The organism is Parvibacter caecicola (genome assembly GCF_003725335.1).
Lineage (GTDB): Bacteria > Actinomycetota > Coriobacteriia > Coriobacteriales > Eggerthellaceae > Parvibacter > Parvibacter caecicola.
Genome location: NZ_QIBY01000001.1, coordinates 423,759 through 441,941 on the forward strand (window position 1 = coordinate 423,759; position 18,183 = coordinate 441,941).

An 18,183-nucleotide genomic window follows, 5' to 3' on the forward strand; every position below is an offset into this window, starting at 1 on the left:
AAGTAACGGGGCGAGGGATGCACCCCCGCCCCGCGAAAAACGAACGCTCGATGGCCTTAGGCCTGCTTGGCAACTTCCACCAGGGCGGCGAAAGCGGCCGGGTCGTTCACGGCCATGTCGGCCAGCACCTTGCGGTCCAGCTGCACGCCGGCCTTCTTCAGGCCGTTCATGAACACGCTGTAGGACAGGCCGTTGATGCGGGCGGCAGCGTTGATGCGGGTGATCCACAGGCGACGGATCTCGCGCTTCTTGTTGCGGCGGTCGCGGTAGGCGTACTGAAGCGAATGCTGCACCTGCTCTTTCGCGGCACGGTAAGAACGGGACTTTGCGCCGTAGTAACCCTTGGCACGGGAAAGGACGGTGCGGCGCTTCTTGTGAGCGTTAAGGGCGCGCTTTACACGAGGCATAATCTATCACTCCTATAAGGGCCTAGCGAAGGCCAAGGTTACGGGCAACAACTTTCTTATCGGCTTCGGCAATCTCCGTCTCGTGGCGGAAGTTGCGCTTGCGCTTAGGGCTCTTCTTGGTGAGGATGTGGCTCTTGTAGGCCTTGGCGCGCATGATTTTGCCGGAACCGGTAACCCGGAAACGCTTGGCGCTGCCGCGGTGCGTCTTCATCTTAGGCATCTTGCTGGTCCTTTCCTTCGTCTTTCTTGGAATCCTTCTTTTTCTTCGCCGCAGCGGGCAGCGGAGCAATGAGCATGTGCATGTTGCGCCCCTCCATCTTCGGGGCGTTCTCGATAACCGCAACGTCCTTCAGATCGTCGGCCAGGCGCTCCAGAATGGAAAGGCCCTGGTCGGGGTGGGCCATTTCACGACCGCGGAACATGATGGTAATCTTCACCTTGTTCCCCGCCTCCAGGAAGCGCAGCACATGCTTCTTCTTGGTGGTGTAGTCGCCCACGTCGATTTTGGGACGGAACTTCATCTCTTTGATTTCGATCTTGCTCTGGTTCTTGCGAGCCTGCTTGGCCTTGATGGCCTGATCGTACTTGAACTTCCCGTAGTCCATGATGCGGCATACGGGCGGCGTTGCGTTGGGGGCGATTTCCACCAGATCGTAACCGGCCTCCTCAGCGATGCGCTTGGCCTGGGCGGTGGAGAACACTCCCATCTGGTTGCCCTCGAAGTCGATCAGACGGCATTCGCGAACCGTGATCTCGTCGTTGAGCCTGGGCTCTTGAGCGGCTATTGCGCTCACCTCCTTCTTGCGCCGTGGCCGGCGCACTAAAAAACCCGTTGCGCCACAACAGCACAACGGGTTTGCACAGTTTAAACCTTATGCAAAGGACCCATCAGCTGCCGAACAGGCGCCGAAACAGGTGGAAGCTTTCGCCTCACTTGAATAACAGCCTTTGCATAATAGGGCAACCAGAGGCCCCGCGCAAGGGGATTAGGCAAATTTACTCAGTTGCCTCGCCCTCGGCCGGCGGCTCTTCGGCGGTAACCGGCGCTTGGGCCGCCGGAGAATCCAGGTACACGTACACCGTACGCACCGTATCGGCCAAATTGCCGGTGGCGTTAGCGGTGTTGTAGTCGTAGGAAAGGATGGCCGACCACACGCAGTCCTGATCCCCCACCGTCACGCTGCCGCCGAAGGAGCAGTACTCGCGGGTGAGGGTGGCGCCGTCGGGGCCGTAGGTGGAATACACCGAGCTGTCCTCCGGCAGCACCGCCGCGCCGTCTTCCACGTTCGCCCCGGCCTCTTGCAGGGTGCGCTCCACCAGGTGCTCCGACTGCACCGCGTCGGCGAAGCTCAGCGATCCGTAGCCCAGGGAAGAGGTGGAAGCGGAATAGCCCGCCTGCACCACGGCGCCGTTGCTGTCCAGGCCCAGGTAAACCGTGGGCACGCCGATGCGGGCGTCGGCCGGTTCGTCGTTCAAGGACAGGCGCACCTCTTTCACGATGGCGCTGCCTTCTTGGCTCACTTCCCGCTCCATGGCCACCGTGGCACCGCGGCCCACCAGCTGAGCGGCCTCTTCGGAGGTTTTGCCCAGAAGCGAGGCCAGGTCGGGCACGGTGGTGGTTTTCTCAGCCGCAGAGGCGTCGGTGGCGGTAGAGCTGTCGATGGCGGTGACGTCCTGATTGTCCTGGGACACCTGGGCCTTCTCTACCGCGCTGTCCCCCACGGCGGTCACCAGCTGCGAAACGAAGTACACGCCGGCGCCCGCCAGCAAAATGAGCAGGATCACCACAACCGTGAGGATACGGCGGGTGCGTCGCGACTTCTTCATGTAAGCGGGGATGGCATCGCGCTGCTGCTGCTTGAGGGCCTTCTTCTGGGCCCGCGTCAGCTTCTCAGGGTCGGCCGACAGCTCGCGCCCTTCGTCGGTGGCGGTGAGAGTGGCCAAGGTTACCGGCGGAAAATCGCCGGTGTCCTCCCGGGCCTCTTCCGCCTCGTCCCCGTCATTGTCAAAATCCACCGGGACAGCGGCGTGGCGGGCATGGCGGCCACGGGGCCGCGGCTCCTCCTCGCCCCCGTCGGCGGCGGCGAAGGCTTCGGTGAGGCCCATCGGGCTGCCCTCTTCCTCGTCGCCCCCGTGCTGACGGGCATCCACCGGCGCGAACGCCTGGGTAAGCCCCATGGGGCTGCCCTCTTCCTCGGCGGCGTGGCCGTGATGGCGCGCACCGGCCGCGGCGCTGTCCGCCACGGGCGCGAACGCCTCGGTAAGGCCCATGGGGGCCTCTCGCTCTTCGCGCGTGTTCTTGTTTTCCCCAGAAGGATTGCCGGAAACCATTGCATTCCCCTTTTTCATTGCACGGCCGCCTTGGCGCGACGGCCGCCCCTTTGCATTTAACCGTTGAAAGCCACTTGCCAAACCGCGATGGCCACCACCAGCAAAACGGCCAGAGCGATGACCACCTTTTGCGTAGCCCCCATCTTGGAGCCCTGGATATCCTCCAGGGTGGTTTCGTGGTACGCGGCCTTGGCAGGGCGCGCCGCAGCTTCCGCCGCCGGCTGCGCGTCCTCTTCGGGCAAATCTGCCGCAATGCCGTCGTCGGCAACGGGTTGCCCCGCCGCCACCTCCTCGGCAACCGGCTGCGCGTCCGCTTCGACAGCCGCCGGGGCTCCGGCGTGGATCACCACGTCATCGTCGCCGGCATTGACCGAAATATGCGAGAACTTGTTGTCAGAAGCCATGGGGCCGCCTTTCTCCATTAACGGCCAAATTATACGGAAATCCCTTTTTCGGCTCCATTTTTTTCGGGAAATCCCCATGCAACGGGAGCTTTTGGGGCTGCTAACGCGCCTCTTGCGCCCCATTCGCCCGCCCGAAGGCGACGGCGGATGGGGCCGCTTGGGGCTTAACGAGCCTCCACCACGTACATGACGTTGGTGGGCGACACTCCCGGCTGTCCGAAGGCGTTGTCCTCCCGTGGTGAGTTTTCAGGATCGCCGGCCGTAATCACCGCCAGCTCCCCCGCCGCAAGGCCACCCGCTTCTTGCACCGCCTCTTCGGCGCGGGTGATCACGTGGTGCAAATCGCCCTCCACGTCGCTGGTAAGCGGCACCACGCCCCAGCTGAGCTGCAGCTGACGACGCACGTTCGAGAACGGCGTTACCGCGTAGATGGGCATCTTCGGGCGCAAGTTGGAGATGAGCCGCGCAGTGCGACCGCTCATGGTGGGGGCCACGATGCAGGCGGCGTGCAGCTTTTCCGCCGTTTCCACCGCCGCGATGCCCACCGCCAACGACGGCCGCGCGTGGGTGCGGCGCCGATCGGGGAAGCGCTCGTCGAACAGGAACGGCTCGGTGTCGCGGGCGATGGCCACCATGGTCTTCACCGCTTCCACCGGATGGGCCCCGGAGGCGGTTTCCCCGGAGAGCATGATGCAGTCGGTGCCGTCGTAGATGGCGTTGGCCACGTCCGCTACCTCGGCGCGGGTGGGCCGCGGGTTGCGAATCATGGAATCCAGCATCTGGGTGGCGGTGATCACCGGCTTCGATTCCCGGTTGCACTTGCGGATGATGGTCTTCTGGATATGGGGCACCCGCTGGGCCGGCACCTCCACGCCAAGATCGCCGCGGGCCACCATAACGCCGTCGGTGGCGCAGATGATCTCGTCGATGTTGGCCACCGCCTCGGCGCTTTCTACCTTCGACACGATGCGGATGTCGCCGCCGCCATGAGCCGCCAGAAAGTCGCGCACTTGGCGCACCCCTTCCCCGTCGCGGATGAAGGAGGCGGCCACGTAGTCCACTCCCTGCTGGATGCCGAACAGCAAATCGCGCTCGTCTTGCTCGGTGACCGCCGGCAGGGGCACGTTCACGCCGGGGATGTTCACGGATTTGCGCTGCCCCAGCACGCCGGGGTTCTCCACGCGGCAGATGACGTCGCCGCCCACCACCGACGTTACCACCAGCCCGATAAGGCCGTCGTCGATGAGGATGGCGTCGCCAGGCGCCACGTACCGGGCAAGGTCGGGATAGCTCACCTGCACGCACAGCGAGCTGCCTTCCACCGCGGCTGGCGTGAGGGCGATGGTGTCGCCGGCCGCCAGTGCCACCGGCTGGCCGCCCGCCAGAAGCCCGGTGCGGATTTCCGGCCCCTTGGTGTCCAGCATGATGGCGGTGGGGGTGCCCAGCTTCTCGCGGATGCGCTTCACGCGGTCGATGCGCACTGCCTGCTCTTCGTGGGTGCCGTGGGAAAAGTTCAACCGGGCCACGTCCATGCCCGCTTCGATGAGCTGCTCCACCGCCTCGTCGGAATCGACGGCCGGCCCCAGCGTGCAGATGATCTTGGTGCGCTTTTTCACGGAATGCTCCTTTTCCGCCCCTACATTAGCTTGCACCAGCGTATCCTAAAGAAAAGGCTCGCGGCCCCAAGAGCCGCGAGCCGCAATTATTCCGTTATCCGCCCAGCCGCAAGAAGCGTGCGCCCCTTCGCAGGGCAGGGGCTCTATCTCCGCCCGGGCAACAGCCGCGCATCGCCCCTCACGGGGCAAAAACCCTATTCCTGCCCAACCAGCACGCACCCCCTTCGTAGGGCAGAGATTCTATCTCCGCCTAAGCAACAGCCGCGAACGAGGGCCTAGCGCTCCCAGAGGCCGGTTTTGCCGCCGTCTTTCTTCAGCAGGCGCACATCCGTTATCTCCATGCCGCGGTCCACCGCCTTGCACATGTCGTACACGGTGAGGCAGGCCACCGACGCCGCCGTAAGGGCCTCCATCTCGATGCCGGTTTTGCCGGTAACGCCGCAGGTGGTGGTCACCTGGATGCCCACGCGGCCGTCTTCCCGCTGACCGGCGAACACCGGCGTGCACTCCACCTTCGCCTTGGTGATGTTCAGAGGGTGGCACATGGGGATGAGGTCGCTGGTCTTTTTGGCGGCCATGACGCCGGCCACCCGGGCGCAGGCCAGCACGTCGCCCTTGGCGGCTTGGCCAGTGGCGATGAGCTCCAGCGTTTCCGGCTTCATGAAGATGAAGCCCTCCGCAACGGCAACGCGCTCGGTGTCGGGCTTGGCGGACACATCCACCATGCGCACGTCGCCTTTTTCGTCGATGTGGGTAAGCTGGTCGCTCATGGGTTTTCCTTTCGGTGGAACTTGCGGCCGCAGAAGCGGCGGCGGTTACATGGTTGGTGCGGAGGCAGAGATAGAATCTCTGCCCTGCGAATATTAGATTGACAGCCACCCGGCGGGCGGGGCAAGCCAATGGATGGCAGGCCGGTGGGTGGCGGCAAACCGGCGGGCGTCAGCGCCAGCGGTCAGCGGAAAGCCAACGGGCGGCCACGAACCAGGCATCGGCGTCGAAGCCGGGTGCGCGACGTCAGCGCTAGCCGCCGATTTGGGACATGCGGCGCTCGGTGCCCACTTTGTTGTGGTGCTCATCGGGCTTGGCCCCCAGGGCCGCCAGCAGCACCGCCTCCACGTCGGCGTCGCTGCCGTTGCGCAGCGCCTCCCGCACGTCGTACTCTTCGTCGGAGAACAAGCAGGGGCGCACTTTGCCCTCGGCGGTCAGCCGCAAGCGGTTGCACTCGCCGCAGAAATGGCGCGACAGCGGAGAGATGAAGCCCACCGTGCCCTTGGCGCCGGGGAACTGGAAATAGCGGGCGGGGCCCCAGCCTTCAGGGCGCTTCTCGCCGGCCGGCTGCAGCGGCTCCATGCCCTCGGCCACGGCCCGCTGGTTGATGATGCCCAGCAGCTCTTCGCTGGGAATCACGTCCCGCTTGCCCCAACCGGTGCCGTCGGCGCCGGCCGACTTCCCCACCGGCATGTACTCGATGAAGCGCACGTGCAAGGGGCGGTCGATGGTCATCTTCGCAAATCCCAGGAAATCCTGGTTCAGGCTCTTCACCGCAACGCAGTTTATCTTCACCGGGTCCAGCCCCGCAGACAGCGCCGCCTCGATGCCGGCCATGGTGGTTTCCAGCTGGCCGCAGCGGGTAATCATCTTGAACTGCTCTTCGTCCAGCGTGTCCAGGGAAATGTTCACGCGGGCAAGGCCGGCCGCCTTCAGGTCGTCTACCATGGAAGGCAGAAGCACGCCGTTGGTGGTGATGGACACGTTGTCGATGCCCTCGGTGGCGCTGATCTTCTCCACCAGCCCCACCACGCCCTTGCGCACCAGCGGCTCGCCGCCGGTGAGGCGAATCTTGCGCACACCCAGCTTGGCGGCTACCGCCACCAGCCGCTCAATCTCCTCCATGCGCAGGATGTCACTGTGGCTGAGCTGGGCAACCCCTTCGTCGGGCATGCAGTAGATGCAGCGGAAATTGCAGCGGTCGGTCAGTGATATGCGCAGGTAATCGATGATCCTGCCGTGAGCGTCTTTCAAAGTCCCCTCCTTGAACGTCCGCCTATTATAGCCAAACAAGATTAAACAGGAAACCCGCCGGCGCGCTTCCACAAAACCATCGGGGCGAAGGGCCCGCGGCTAGCGCGTCACCAGGAACAACTGGTCGGCGGGGATGCGAATCCACAGCTCGTCGCCCCGCTGAGGCAGACGCCCCGGCAGCTCCCCCACCGGCTTCGGCACGCGCCAGAACACGTGGCTGTGGAGGAATTCCATCTCGCTGTCCGGCGAAGAAGACGCCAGCGCCCCGGCGAACCCCAGAAGGCACATGCGCTCGAAGCGGGCGTCGCTCACCCGGTCCACCCGCATGCGGAAGCAGTTCCGCTGCCCCTCTTCGCCGCGCGTCAGGTACTGGGCCCGCACCCCCAGGTACTTCACATCCACCGGCACCGGCTGTTCGGTGGCAAGCGTCACCCCCCACCGGGGCAGAAACACCTCGTGGGGGCCGCGGGGCTGGGCCGGCGTCACGTTCTTGCAGCCGGAAAGCTTCAGCGCCGCCTCCGACTGCGGGCTGTTCACCAGCTCGTCCCCGCTATCTATCTCCAAGATGCGCCCCGCCTCCACCACAGCGATGCGATCGCAAAAGCGCAGCGCCTCGTCGATATCGTGGCTCACGTACAAAATGGTGCCGTGATAGGCCTCGAACAGGCTGACCAGATTCTGCTCCAGCACGCCCTTCAGATGCGAGTCCAATGCGCTGAAAGGCTCGTCCAGCATGAGGATGCCCGGGCGCGTCGCCAGCATGCGGGCCAGCGCCACCCGCTGCTGCTGGCCACCGGAAAGCTGGGCCGGGTAGCGCCCCTCCAGGCCCTCCAGGCCAAAGCGCGTAAGCTCGGCCGCCACAAGGGCCGCTCGTTCGGCCGCCGCCACCTCCTTGCCGATGCCCGCTCCCACGTTCCGTTCCACCGTGAGGTTGGGGAACAGCATGTAGTTCTGGAACAACAGGGCGGTTTTGCGCTGCTGCGGCGTGAGGTTGATCTTCTTCTCGGAATCGAAGAACACCTGGCCGTTTACCACGATGCGCCCTTCGTCCGGCTTCTCGATGCCGGCGATGCAGCGCAGGGTGAGGCTTTTGCCGCAGCCAGATGCCCCCAGAAAGCCCAGCGTCTCGTCTTGGGCGGAAAACGCCACGTCCAGCGAATAGGCGCCGAAACTCTTGCGGATGTCCACTTCCAGGCTCATCGCGCGCCCCCTTCCAGAATGCCGTCAACCGCAAAGGCCTCGTCCATCGCCCGCGGCCCGGACCCTTCCTTCGCCACGGCGCCCCCGTCCGCGCGGCCGCCTCCCCCGCGCTTGCCGGTGGCGGCGCGGCCCCGATTCATGGTTTCCCGGCGCCGGTACTTGGTGGTGTGGCGGCTCCAGATGTTGATGAACAAGATGACCAGGAAGCTGAACACGATGAGCACGATGGTCCAGAACCACGTGGCCGCCTGGTTGCCGTTCATCCACTCGAAGTAGATGGCGATGGGGATGGTGCGGGTGGAGCCCAGCTGGTTGCCGGCCAGAAACAGCGTGCAGCCGAACTCCCCCAGCGCCCGGGCGAAGGCCAAAACGGTGCCGGAGGCGATGGACGACCACGCCAGCGGCAGCATCAGCTTCATGAAAATGCGCCCATTCGACCAGCCTAGCGTGCGGGCGGCGTCCAACATGTTGGGGTCCAGGTTCTCGAAGGCGCCGCGGGCGCTGCGGTACATCAGCGGGAAGGCCACCACCACGGCGGCGATGACCGTGGCCTGCCAGCTGAAGGCCAGCGGAAACCCGATGTCGATGAAGAAGCGGCCGAAGGCGGTATTGCGCCCCAGCAGCATCAGCAGCAGAAAGCCGCACACGGTGGGGGGCAGCACCATGGGGATGGTGAAAATGGTGTCGAAGATGTCCTGGGCCCGCTTGCTCACCCGCAGCATGAAGTAGGCGGCCGCAAGCCCCAGGAAGAACACCAGCACGATGGCCACGCCGCAGGTGCGAAGCGTCACCCAAAGCGGCGAGTAGTCCAGCTCGGCCAGGAAGGTGCCCAACTGCTGCAGCGGCGATCCGGCCTCGGCCACCACCGCCTCTTCGGCCGGTACCAGCCGGCAGGTGTCCATGGCGCCCGGGGCCACCGTCGCCTTGGCGTCGCCGCCGTTCACGGCCGCCACTACGGTGTAGTAGCGTCCCTCCTTCAGCTCTTGGGCGAACAGGAAACGGGCGTCGGCCACCTCGAATTCTTGGCGGGAGGTGAAGTGCCACACCTCCTGACGCTCCAGCGACGCGGCCCCCTTCGCCATGCCCTTGTCCAACGGCGAGAGCAATGCCTTAAGCTGCGCTTGCAGCCGTTCGTCTTCCAAGTTCAGGTCAAACGCGTCCACGCAGTCTTGGGGAACGTGCACCACGGCGCAGGCCGGGGTATTCACCACCGTCAGCAAGCCGGGGCCGTCCATGCTGTAGGTGTAGCCGTAGTAGGTGCCGTCTATCTCGCGGTTCGACCCCGTTTGGGCGCGGTAAAAGCCCTCGATGGCAAAATCGCAGCCCTCCATACGGGCTGCTTCGCCATCGGCGGACACCTCCACCCCGCCGACCGGCGCCTCATCGGCCCAGGCGAGCACCGGGGCCGCCCACATCGCCGCCAGCAGCGCCATCGCGGCCAAAACCCCGCCGACGGCCGCCCGCAGGCGGGCCGTGCGGCCGGCGGGCCCGAAAAGCTCTCCCTTGTTCACCGTTCCCCCTGCACATGAAACAAGGAGCCGCATCCCTCAGCGGCGCGGCTCCTTGAACGTACGTCTCAGCTTGTCGCCAAATTCAGGCGGAAGCTCCTCCAGCGCCTAGGCGGCAATGTCGAAACCCCACTCCTGCCAAATTTTAGCGCAATCGTCATCGGTCATACACCATTCCAGGAAATCGGCGGCTGCCTGGGCGTTCTCGCTCTGGGCAGTTACCGCGCCGGGGTACACGATGGCCTTGTGGGTGTCGTCGGGCACGATGGAGCAAATCTCCACGCCGCCCATGCGGTACACGTCGGAGGTGTACACCAGGGCGATGTCCACGTCGCCGGTTTCAGCGTACTTGCACACGTCGCCCACCTTGGCGCCGAAGGTGATCTTGGGCAGAAGAGACGCCGACCATTCGCCGCCGGTGCCGGTGGCATCGGCGCCCGTGGCACCATCGGGCTCGGTGTAAGCGCCCACCGTGGAAAGCGACTGGGCGGCGTAGTTGCCGGCGGGAACGTTCTCATCGCCCACGGAAAGGGTGTACTCGCCGGCGGCAATCTGCTCCAGGGTAATGTCCTGCCCCACCAAAGGCCCGCCGGCCTTGGTGACTATCACCAGCTGATTGGTGAACATGGTCTGACGAGTGGCGGCATCAACGTAGCCCTTTTCCTCGGCCGTGTCCATGGTGCCCTTCGAGGCGGTAATCAATATGTCGGCGTACTGACCGGCCCCCAGCATCTCGTTCAAGGTGCCGGAGCCCTCGTACTGGGTGTCGCCGAACTTCACGTTCGGATGCTGCTCGGTATAAAGGGCCTGGGCATCGGCCATGGCTTTAGTGAGGGAATTGGCGGCGAAAATTTGCAGCACCACTTCCTCGGCGGGCTCGGATGCAGTGGGCTCTGCGGTGTTTTGCTGCTCGCTGTTGGCGCCCTGCGATGAGTTCTGGCTGCCGTTATCCTGAGTGCAGCCGGCCAAGCCCATGGTGCCCACCAAAGCGACGGCGCACAAACCGGCGAACAGTGCTTTCGATTTCCCCATTGCCACTCCTTAGCTTTTGTTCGCAAATGCGTGATATATCCTCTCCCGAATATAATCACAAAACAAATGCTAAAGATTCAAATATTCGTTGTCAAGAATTATTTTGGTTTGAGGATAAACAAGGGCCGTCACAACTCGCGCCGAATCGCAGGGCAGCCGCAGGGCACCCTAAAATGCGATGACGGAATAGATGAACCAGTTGTCGGAGTAGGGGTGGAAGAACGATTCACTGCTCACCACTTCGCCACCGAAGCGCTCGGCAAACGCCGCCGCGGTTTCCGGTGCCCCGACGAATAACGCCTTGCCGCCATAACCGTCGAGCAGCTGAGGCCAAGAGAAATCCATGATCATACCCGGCTCAAGGGCCCGGTAGGCCTCCTGGGGGTCGATGTAGACGATGGGAAGGCCCTCTCCGCTCGCCGAGATGATGCTCGCCGCCAAGTCATCGGAGAACACCAAGGTCTCGTTCCCGCCATTTTCCGCTTGCAGCTCCTGGCATAAGGCACCGTAGGCAACAAGACCCTGGGGGTTCTCGGGACTGCAGGCGCAAACCAACAGGCACCCCGCAGTCAACGAGGCTAGAAGCACCGTCATCAGGATGCCGGCAACCCGGAGCAATCGGCCCTTAACCTTCTCAAACGCCCACGCCATCACCAGGATGATCGGCCCCAGCGCCACTGCCATGTAGCGGTAGTAGATAACCGGCTGATCCAACAAAAGCGATGCGACTGCCGCCACCAGGGCCGTCCCCGCGTAGATTGCCAAGAAAAACAGAGGGCCCACAAGAACAAGCTCGCGTTTTCGGGCACCTCCCGCTGCGTCGGAAGCCGAACCCGTCGCTCGCCCGATGCCATAGAGATAGCCCAGCTCAATAAGGACAATCAGGAGAGCCAAGACAGCAAACAACCTGTTTATTTCAGACGAGAACGGCATAGCGGAAGGAAAGCCAGTCACTTCTGGCGCATTGAAGGGAAAGAGGGCCAGCTCGGCAAAAGCGCCCGGATAGTTGAACGCTATCCAAAAGCCGCCGGAAACCGTTGCCGCCTGTGAGGCCGCCACAAGGAGCCACGGCGCATAGGAAACAACAGCCGCAGCGGCGAACAGCAACCAGCGGGCAAGGTTGCGTTTGCGATCTTGCGGCTGGCGGGCAACCGCCACCAACACCATCAGCTGGATGCAGAAGGCGGCAATGGCCCCATAATAGTGCAGGTAAGCCGCAACAGCGCTGGCCAGCGCCAGCAGCGCCCACCAGCTAAGCGGAAGCGGCGCCGAGTTTCCCCGGCCGTTGCGAAGGAGCTGAGCCGTCAGGCGCCAGCCGTAAATGGCGGCTACCATGACTGCCACCATAAGCCACGCATACATGCGAATCTGCAGCGCCACATGCATTGACCAGGGCACCAGAAAGACAAGGGCCGAAAACAGCATCCCCACTGTGGGGCCGAAATCCTTGCGCACGTGGGTGTAGCCCAGCATCGCCAACGCCACGGCTCCCGCCACAGAAACCAGTCGATAGACCACTATGTTCTGGCCGAACACCAGGTACACGCAATGGAGCATCCAATAGTAAAGCACCGGGTGCACGTCGGCGGCGCCGATGGTCCATATCTCTTCGAAGGAATGGGCGGCCATCCCCACCGAATAGGCCTCGTCGAACCACAGGGCGTCATAGTTGGCCATCAGGGCCAAGAGCAAGGCGCCCGCCGCCACAATACCAAGATGGATGCGCCCCCAGCGCCCCGCCGCACCGGTGCTCTTCGCTTCGGGCAACTGCACGCCCCCGCTACTCATCGCTTGTCTCCTTCACAATGTAAAGGGGCCTGCCTTTGGCCTCCAGGTACGTTTTTGCCAGATATTGCCCCAGCACTCCCAGGCAGAACAGCTGCAGCGAGCCCACGAACAGAATGATGCACGCTGTTGAGGCCCAGCCGGCCACCGGATCGCCGAACATCACATAGCGCACCACGATGAACGCCACCGCAACGATGAGCGTGGCGAACAGCACCAAACTGCCCAGCGAGGCCACCTGAAGGGGCGTGGTGGAGAATCCCATGATGCCGTTTAAGGCATAGCGGAAAAGCCCCGCCATGCTCCATTTCGTGTCGCCGGCACGGCGCTCTACGTTCTCGTAGGAGATCCACTCGGTATCAAAGCCAACCCAGCCATAGAAGCCCTTGGTGAACCGGTTGCGCTCTCCCAGGGCCAAAATCGCATCCACCACCGACCGCCGCATGAGGCGGTAATCCCGCTCGCCGGAAACGAACTCCACATCCGAAAAGGCGTTGATGATGTGGTAAAAAGCGCGGGAGAGGGCCGAGCGCAGCGGAGCCTCCCCCTTCCGGTTGCTGCGGCGGGTGGCCACGCAGTCGCACCCGATGGTTTGCATGCGGTCGTACATCTCCGGCAAAAGCGCTGGCGGATCTTGCAAATCGGCATCCATCAGCGCTACGTAATCGCCATGGGCAGCGGCAAGGCCGGCGTATATGGCCGCCTCTTTCCCGAAATTGCGGGAAAAGGACACCCATCGGATGCGACAACCCTCCCCTGCCGGGCGCGCCTGCCGCAATGCGGCCAAGGTGCCGTCCTTTGATCCGTCGTCAACGAAGACAAACTCGAAATCCAGCCCTTGGGCAACATGCATATCCAAGGCCACCCGGCCGCACTCCTCCAGGAATGCGGCCAGCACGGCCTCTTCGTTGTAACAGGGGACCACGATAGACATTAAGGGCATGAAAGCCGAGTTCCTTCCTGGCGCTTAGCACCAACTTGCTCGATTTCCGGCTTGAGACAGCAACCTTTTATCGACCGGATACGCCTACATTCATTTGGTTGTTCGGATAGTCTCCCTCGATTCCGTGCTCGGGGGCCGAAGCGGTGCCCTTGATAGCGCCGTTCTCGATGTACGCGACAACACCCGGCTTATCCCCGAACCACCAGTAACCCTCTTGGAGATACTCGGGGAAGTCGGCACCTAGCGGTTCCCCATCTTCCTCAAGCGAGGCAGTAGAGCCATCGGCAACGATGTTTCCCTGGATGTCCATCAGGCAGCTATAATCCCTGTCCCTGTCATCATCGGTGGCACCGTAGCCTTCCAGGATGTGATTCTTGGAATCCACTGAAACCCAGATCAGTCCCTCATTGGGCGTCCCAAACCTCAGATCGCCTTCCTGGAACGGAACGAGCCACTTCTGGGTAGAGATGCAGTAGAGGCCAGCGAGGTCTTTGTTGGCGCCCCCGTGGGGATTCACCTTCTCGGCCACAACCGACACTATGCTGTTTGCTCCCGGCTGATCGTCAAACGCAAACAACCGCGCGTTTTCGATATCGCCGGGCACGTTGAGCGTGCTGGGGTCGAAGACGACATTGCCAGAATAATCCACAACTACATCGGCATCGAAACCATCAAGCATGTAACCGTTCCCCAGCGACTCCAAATACTCTTCGTTTTGGGCCAACACCGTACCATCGGTGCTCAGAATACAGCCGCCGATGCACAAAACGCCATCGCGGTAGGCATTGTCCGAAGATGTAGCGGATCCGCGCATCTCGAATTGGATATCAAACTCAACCGGCACTGTGCCTTCGTCCGCATACTGATAGAAATCGCTATCTGCCACAGTGAATATCACGTTGCCCTGCTCATCCAAAACCACGAAGACCGGGCTATTGAAGCCACCCAGACGCAGCACCATTCTGCCATCAACATAAGTCGGATTATTTTCAACCTCGGCGCGGTGGAGGGATCCTTGAGAGTAGAATTCGAAACTATGCACAAGATCGGTGAGGTCTTTGACAATCTTTCCCGTTTGATCCAGCAGCGCATAATGGGTTAGGTTATTGAACTCCGTGTCCCATTCCTCGTCGTACTCGCTCGTTTCCCAGGCCACGAAAATACGGCCCTCGGAAAAACCGCCCATCGGATACATTTCCGGATTCTCGAATGGTGCTTGATTACCCTCCAAGTCTTCCAAGCCCCACTGATTCACAGCGTTGCCGTCAGCGGTCATGCGCAGTCCGGTCAGGAAATAACGGTTAGGGATGGAGAGCTTTGCCGCCTCCGGCTCGGGCTCCGGTTCGTCAGCGGGTGCCGCCTCCGGCTCGGGCGCCGGGGCTTCCTGCACCGGTTCGGGGGCAGGTGCTGGCTCCTCGCTCTTCGAGCACCCGCTCAACGCCGTCACGGCAAGAAGGGTTGCCAGCACCACCGCAGCGGCACCGGCAACTACCCCGGCCTTTTTCATGTTTTCCTGCTTTGCTTGCATCAATTCTTCCTTTCCTTCCTTTTGCATTCCCGATTTGTCTTCTTCTGTCAGCAGATACCCGCAACGAGCGCAATATGTCGAGCATCGTCCAAGGGGGCTCCTGCAGCGTGGGCATCTCATGGTTATCGCCCCTTCCTTCCGGCAGCATTCAATTGCGGTTCGCGCACTGGAAAACACCCAGAACCCGCCTTCTGAAGGAAAACGCAAAAATGCCCCAAAGGGGCGAACCCCCTCAGGGCAACTTGGCGGCAATGGCATATGAGGTTGTCGAAGCTATGAAAAGTAATCGAACGGGGAGAGCGGGCAGGACGCAAATCGCCCCGCCAAGCAAAGGGCGCGCTAGAGGTCTTTCTTAGAAGACCCCCCCCATTTCGTATTTGAGCAGTTAAAAGCATGGGTGGCAGTCTAGCACAAATACCTACGGGCGATATGGGAAAACGGCAGGGCGCCCCCAGTGCCCCAAAAACCGGGCCAAGCCCTACAGCGCGGGGGCCTCGTTGGTTTCCAGGATGCGCAGAAGCGCCGCCTCGTCCAGCACCGGCACCCCTAGGGCCACCGCCTTGTCATACTTGCTGCCGGCCGCTTCGCCCGCCACCACGAAGCTGGTCTTCTTCGACACGCTGCCGGACACTTTGGCGCCGCGGGCCTTCAGGGCCTCCCCTGCCTCGTCGCGGGTCATGCCGCTTTCCACCAGTGAACCGGTGAGTACGAAGGTGAGCCCCGCCAAGCACTGGGGCAGCCCCTCCCCCGCGCCGTCGGCCGCATCGGCCATCGACACGCCGGCTTTCTCCAGCCGCTCGATCACCTCGCCGTTGGCGGGGGTGCGCAAGAACAGGTACAGGGAACGGGCCACCTTCGGCCCTACCCCTTCCACCTGGGCAAGCTCTTCTTCGGATGCAACGGAAAGCGCCTCCATGGAAGGGAAGGTGGCGGTGATTTGCTCGGCCGTGGTTTTGCCCACATGGCGGATGCCCAACCCGAACAGCACGCGCGCAAGCGGCCGGCCCTTGCTGGCCTCCAACGCCAGCGCCAGCTTGTCGGCCGTCTTCTTCCCCAGGCAAATGGCCTTGCCGTCTTTGGAGAGGCGCCCCATGTCCAGCAGCGCCAGCTCGTCGGCGGAGAGCGAGTAGAAGTCGGCCACGTCGCTCACGCGGCCGGTCTCCACCAGGCGGCCGATGATCTCGTCCCCCATGCCGTCGATGTCCATGGCGCCGCGGCTCACCCAATGGGCCAGCCGTTCCAGCTGCTGCGCCGGGCATTCCAGCGAGATGCAGCGATAGGCCACTTCCCCCTCTTCGTGGATGACCGGGGCGCCGCAGCTGGGGCACGTGCGCGGCATCTGCCACTCCTGGGCCCCTTCCGGCCGCAGTGAGGCCACCGGCCCCAGTACCTCGGGAATCACGTCCCCCGCCTTGCGCACGATAACGGTGTCCCCCACCCGCACGTCTTTGCGGTGCACCTCGTCCAGGTTGTGAAGCGTGGCCCGCGCCACGGTAGAGCCCGCCACCAGCACCGGCTCCAGCTCCGCCACCGGCGTCAGCACGCCGGTGCGCCCCACCTGCACGGTGATGTCCCGCAAAAGGGTGGTCTTCTCCTCGGGAGGGAACTTGTAGGCGATGGCCCAACGGGGAGCACGGGCGGTGAAGCCCATGCGCCGCTGCAGGGCAAAGTCGTTCACCTTCACCACCACGCCGTCGATTTCGTAAGGCAGGCTGCCGCGCTTCTCCTGCACCTTCTGGCAGAACTCCAGCACCTCGTTGGCGGAAGACGCCCGCGTGACATCGGGGTTCACGTGGAAGCCGGCCTCCCGCAGCCACTCCAGCAGCTGGAACTGCCCCTCCACCGCCACGCCCGCCTCGTCGGCAATGGCGTAGAGGAAGGTGGCCAGGTCGCGCTTCTCGGTCACGGCTGGGTCTTTCTGCCGCAACGAGCCGGCGGCGGCGTTGCGGGGGTTGGCGAAGGGGGCGCGACCGTTGGCCTCGGCAATGGAGTTCAGCTTCTCGAAGGAGGCCTTCGGCATGTACACCTCGCCCCGCAGCTCGATGCTGCCGGCAACGACGGACCCCATGGCCTGCTGCCGCAACCGCAGCGGCACGTCCCGCACGGTGCGCATGTTGGCGGTCACGTCCTCGCCGGTGGTGCCGTCGCCGCGGGTGGCCGCCCGCACCAGCACCCCGTCGTCGTAGGTGAGGGCAATCGATGAGCCGTCAATCTTCAGTTCGCAGTCGAACTCCGGCAAAAAGCCCAGGTCGTCCTCCACGCGCCCCATCCAGGCGGCCAGCTCCTCCAGGTCCATGGCGTTGTCCAGCGAGTACATGCGCTGAGCATGGGCCACCGGGGCGAACTGCTCGCCCACGTAACCTCCCACCCGCTGGGTGGGAGAAGCCGCCGTGATCAGCTGCGGGTGTTCCGCCTCCAACTGGCGAAGCTCTCGCATCAGCGAGTCGAAGGCGGCGTCGGAAATCTCTGGCTTGTCCAGGGCGTAGTAGAGGTAGGTGTGGTGCTCTATCTCGCGCCGCAGCGCCTCGGCCCGCCCGCGCGCCTCTTCCAACCGCTCTTCATCAGTTGCAAACAGCTTTTCCTGATCGCTCACGTGAACCCCGGCCTTTCCCGCATCGCCTTCGCCAAAAAAGGGGCCCGGTTTCCCAGGCCCCGAAAACTTCCCTAGCATTATAGCCCCAGCGCGCCCTTTGGGGACACGGCTTTAGGCGGCGTGATGGGAAGCGGAAATCATGTGATCGATGGTGATGCCGCACACGGCCATGGTGACGCCGCGGCAGATGAGGAAGAACGCCAAGAAGATGACGAACGAAGCCGGCACCAAGAAGAACGCCAGGGCGCACAGCAGCGACACGATGCCGTTGAAGGCCACCCAGCCGCGGCCGGACGCACCTTTGGCCCGCACCGCGATGATCAGCTCCACGATGCCGTAAGCGGCCATGAACACGCCGGCCACCCACGGGATGACGGCGGAGAAGAACACCGGGTGCAGCAGCAGCGCCGCCCCCAACACGATGTCGCACACGCCGTACACGATGGTCCAGCCGTCCAGGTCCATCTGGTCGCGGTAACGGGCGTAGGCGTAAATGTCGAAGGCGCCCGCCATCACCAGGAAAGCGCCGGCCACCGAGGTAACCGCCACCAGAGTGATGCCCGGGACCACCAGGAACACAAAGCCAATGATCACAAGTGCCAGCCCAAGGAAGAACAGGCCCCAGTCGCGTTTCGTCTTTACATCCATTTGTACCACTCCTTCTTCTGCACAGCGCCTCCCCATAAGCCGGAGGCGCCAACTGCGGATGTTGCCAAGGCTATTATGGGCGCCTCCCCCACTGCGCATCTGGCAGAAAAACCACCTGTTCCCATCCAGTGGCCGCACTGTAAAGAGCCCATGGCGGAAACGGAGC

General features: G+C 63.3%; 16 protein-coding genes. All 16 read right to left on the reverse strand.

From position 1 onward, the window contains the following. Positions 1-56: 56 nt before the first annotated feature. The 16 genes from rplT to DMP11_RS01905 all read right to left on the reverse strand — a co-directional run bounded on the left by rplT (position 57) and on the right by DMP11_RS01905 (position 18,017). On the reverse strand, positions 57-407 hold the full coding sequence (rplT, locus tag DMP11_RS01830) for a 50S ribosomal protein L20 (RefSeq protein ID WP_123184767.1): 351 nt from the start codon (positions 405-407) through the stop codon (positions 57-59). Between the two features lie 22 nt (positions 408-429). Next, positions 430-627 carry a 50S ribosomal protein L35 gene (gene rpmI / locus DMP11_RS01835; protein WP_123184768.1) on the reverse strand — a complete coding sequence of 66 codons (198 nt, stop codon included), beginning with the start codon at positions 625-627 and terminating at the stop codon, positions 430-432. Next, complete coding sequence (infC, locus tag DMP11_RS01840) at positions 620-1,201, reverse strand: translation initiation factor IF-3 (RefSeq protein WP_123184769.1); 582 nt, start codon at positions 1,199-1,201, stop codon at positions 620-622. Before infC ends, rpmI begins: the two co-directional genes overlap by 8 nt. A gap of 202 nt (positions 1,202-1,403) precedes the next feature. Then, positions 1,404-2,756, reverse strand: coding sequence for a histone-lysine N-methyltransferase (locus tag DMP11_RS01845; protein WP_148041073.1), 1,353 nt, complete (start codon positions 2,754-2,756; stop codon positions 1,404-1,406). 38 nt (positions 2,757-2,794) lie between these two features. Next, positions 2,795-3,142: an SURF2 Surfeit locus protein 2 gene (locus DMP11_RS01850; protein WP_148041074.1), complete on the reverse strand. Its 348-nt coding sequence runs from the start codon at positions 3,140-3,142 to the stop codon at positions 2,795-2,797. 164 nt (positions 3,143-3,306) lie between these two features. Continuing rightward, complete coding sequence (gene pyk / locus DMP11_RS01855; RefSeq protein ID WP_123184772.1) at positions 3,307-4,758, reverse strand: pyruvate kinase; 1,452 nt, start codon at positions 4,756-4,758, stop codon at positions 3,307-3,309. A 275-nt stretch (positions 4,759-5,033) separates the two neighbouring features. After that, the gene (moaC, locus tag DMP11_RS01860; RefSeq protein ID WP_123184773.1) at positions 5,034-5,528 is read right to left on the reverse strand and encodes a cyclic pyranopterin monophosphate synthase MoaC; all 495 of its coding nucleotides are present in this window, start codon (positions 5,526-5,528) and stop codon (positions 5,034-5,036) included. Between the two features lie 250 nt (positions 5,529-5,778). Further along, on the reverse strand, positions 5,779-6,780 hold the full coding sequence (moaA, locus tag DMP11_RS01865) for a GTP 3',8-cyclase MoaA (RefSeq protein WP_123184774.1): 1,002 nt from the start codon (positions 6,778-6,780) through the stop codon (positions 5,779-5,781). A gap of 99 nt (positions 6,781-6,879) precedes the next feature. Then, the gene (locus tag DMP11_RS01870) at positions 6,880-7,980 is read right to left on the reverse strand and encodes a sulfate/molybdate ABC transporter ATP-binding protein (RefSeq protein WP_123184775.1); all 1,101 of its coding nucleotides are present in this window, start codon (positions 7,978-7,980) and stop codon (positions 6,880-6,882) included. Beyond that, positions 7,977-9,491 carry a molybdate ABC transporter permease subunit gene (gene modB, locus DMP11_RS01875; protein ID WP_214646959.1) on the reverse strand — a complete coding sequence of 505 codons (1,515 nt, stop codon included), beginning with the start codon at positions 9,489-9,491 and terminating at the stop codon, positions 7,977-7,979. The genes DMP11_RS01870 and modB overlap by 4 nt, the downstream gene beginning before the upstream one ends. A gap of 105 nt (positions 9,492-9,596) precedes the next feature. Next, positions 9,597-10,520, reverse strand: a complete 924-nt coding sequence (locus tag DMP11_RS01880) for a molybdate ABC transporter substrate-binding protein (protein WP_123184777.1) — start codon at positions 10,518-10,520, stop codon at positions 9,597-9,599. A 168-nt stretch (positions 10,521-10,688) separates the two neighbouring features. Then, on the reverse strand, positions 10,689-12,308 hold the full coding sequence (locus DMP11_RS01885; protein ID WP_123184778.1) for a glycosyltransferase family 39 protein: 1,620 nt from the start codon (positions 12,306-12,308) through the stop codon (positions 10,689-10,691). Then, the gene (locus DMP11_RS01890; RefSeq protein ID WP_123184779.1) at positions 12,301-13,248 is read right to left on the reverse strand and encodes a glycosyltransferase family 2 protein; all 948 of its coding nucleotides are present in this window, start codon (positions 13,246-13,248) and stop codon (positions 12,301-12,303) included. The genes DMP11_RS01885 and DMP11_RS01890 overlap by 8 nt, the downstream gene beginning before the upstream one ends. Before the next feature lie 67 nt (positions 13,249-13,315). After that, on the reverse strand, positions 13,316-14,803 hold the full coding sequence (locus DMP11_RS01895; RefSeq protein WP_148041075.1) for a hypothetical protein: 1,488 nt from the start codon (positions 14,801-14,803) through the stop codon (positions 13,316-13,318). A 451-nt stretch (positions 14,804-15,254) separates the two neighbouring features. Next, complete coding sequence (gene ligA / locus DMP11_RS01900; protein ID WP_183621445.1) at positions 15,255-17,447, reverse strand: NAD-dependent DNA ligase LigA; 2,193 nt, start codon at positions 17,445-17,447, stop codon at positions 15,255-15,257. 33 nt (positions 17,448-17,480) lie between these two features. Beyond that, a complete protein-coding gene (locus DMP11_RS01905; RefSeq protein ID WP_123184781.1) occupies positions 17,481-18,017 on the reverse strand; it encodes an HdeD family acid-resistance protein in 537 nt (178 codons plus the stop codon). Positions 18,018-18,183 lie beyond the last annotated feature (166 nt).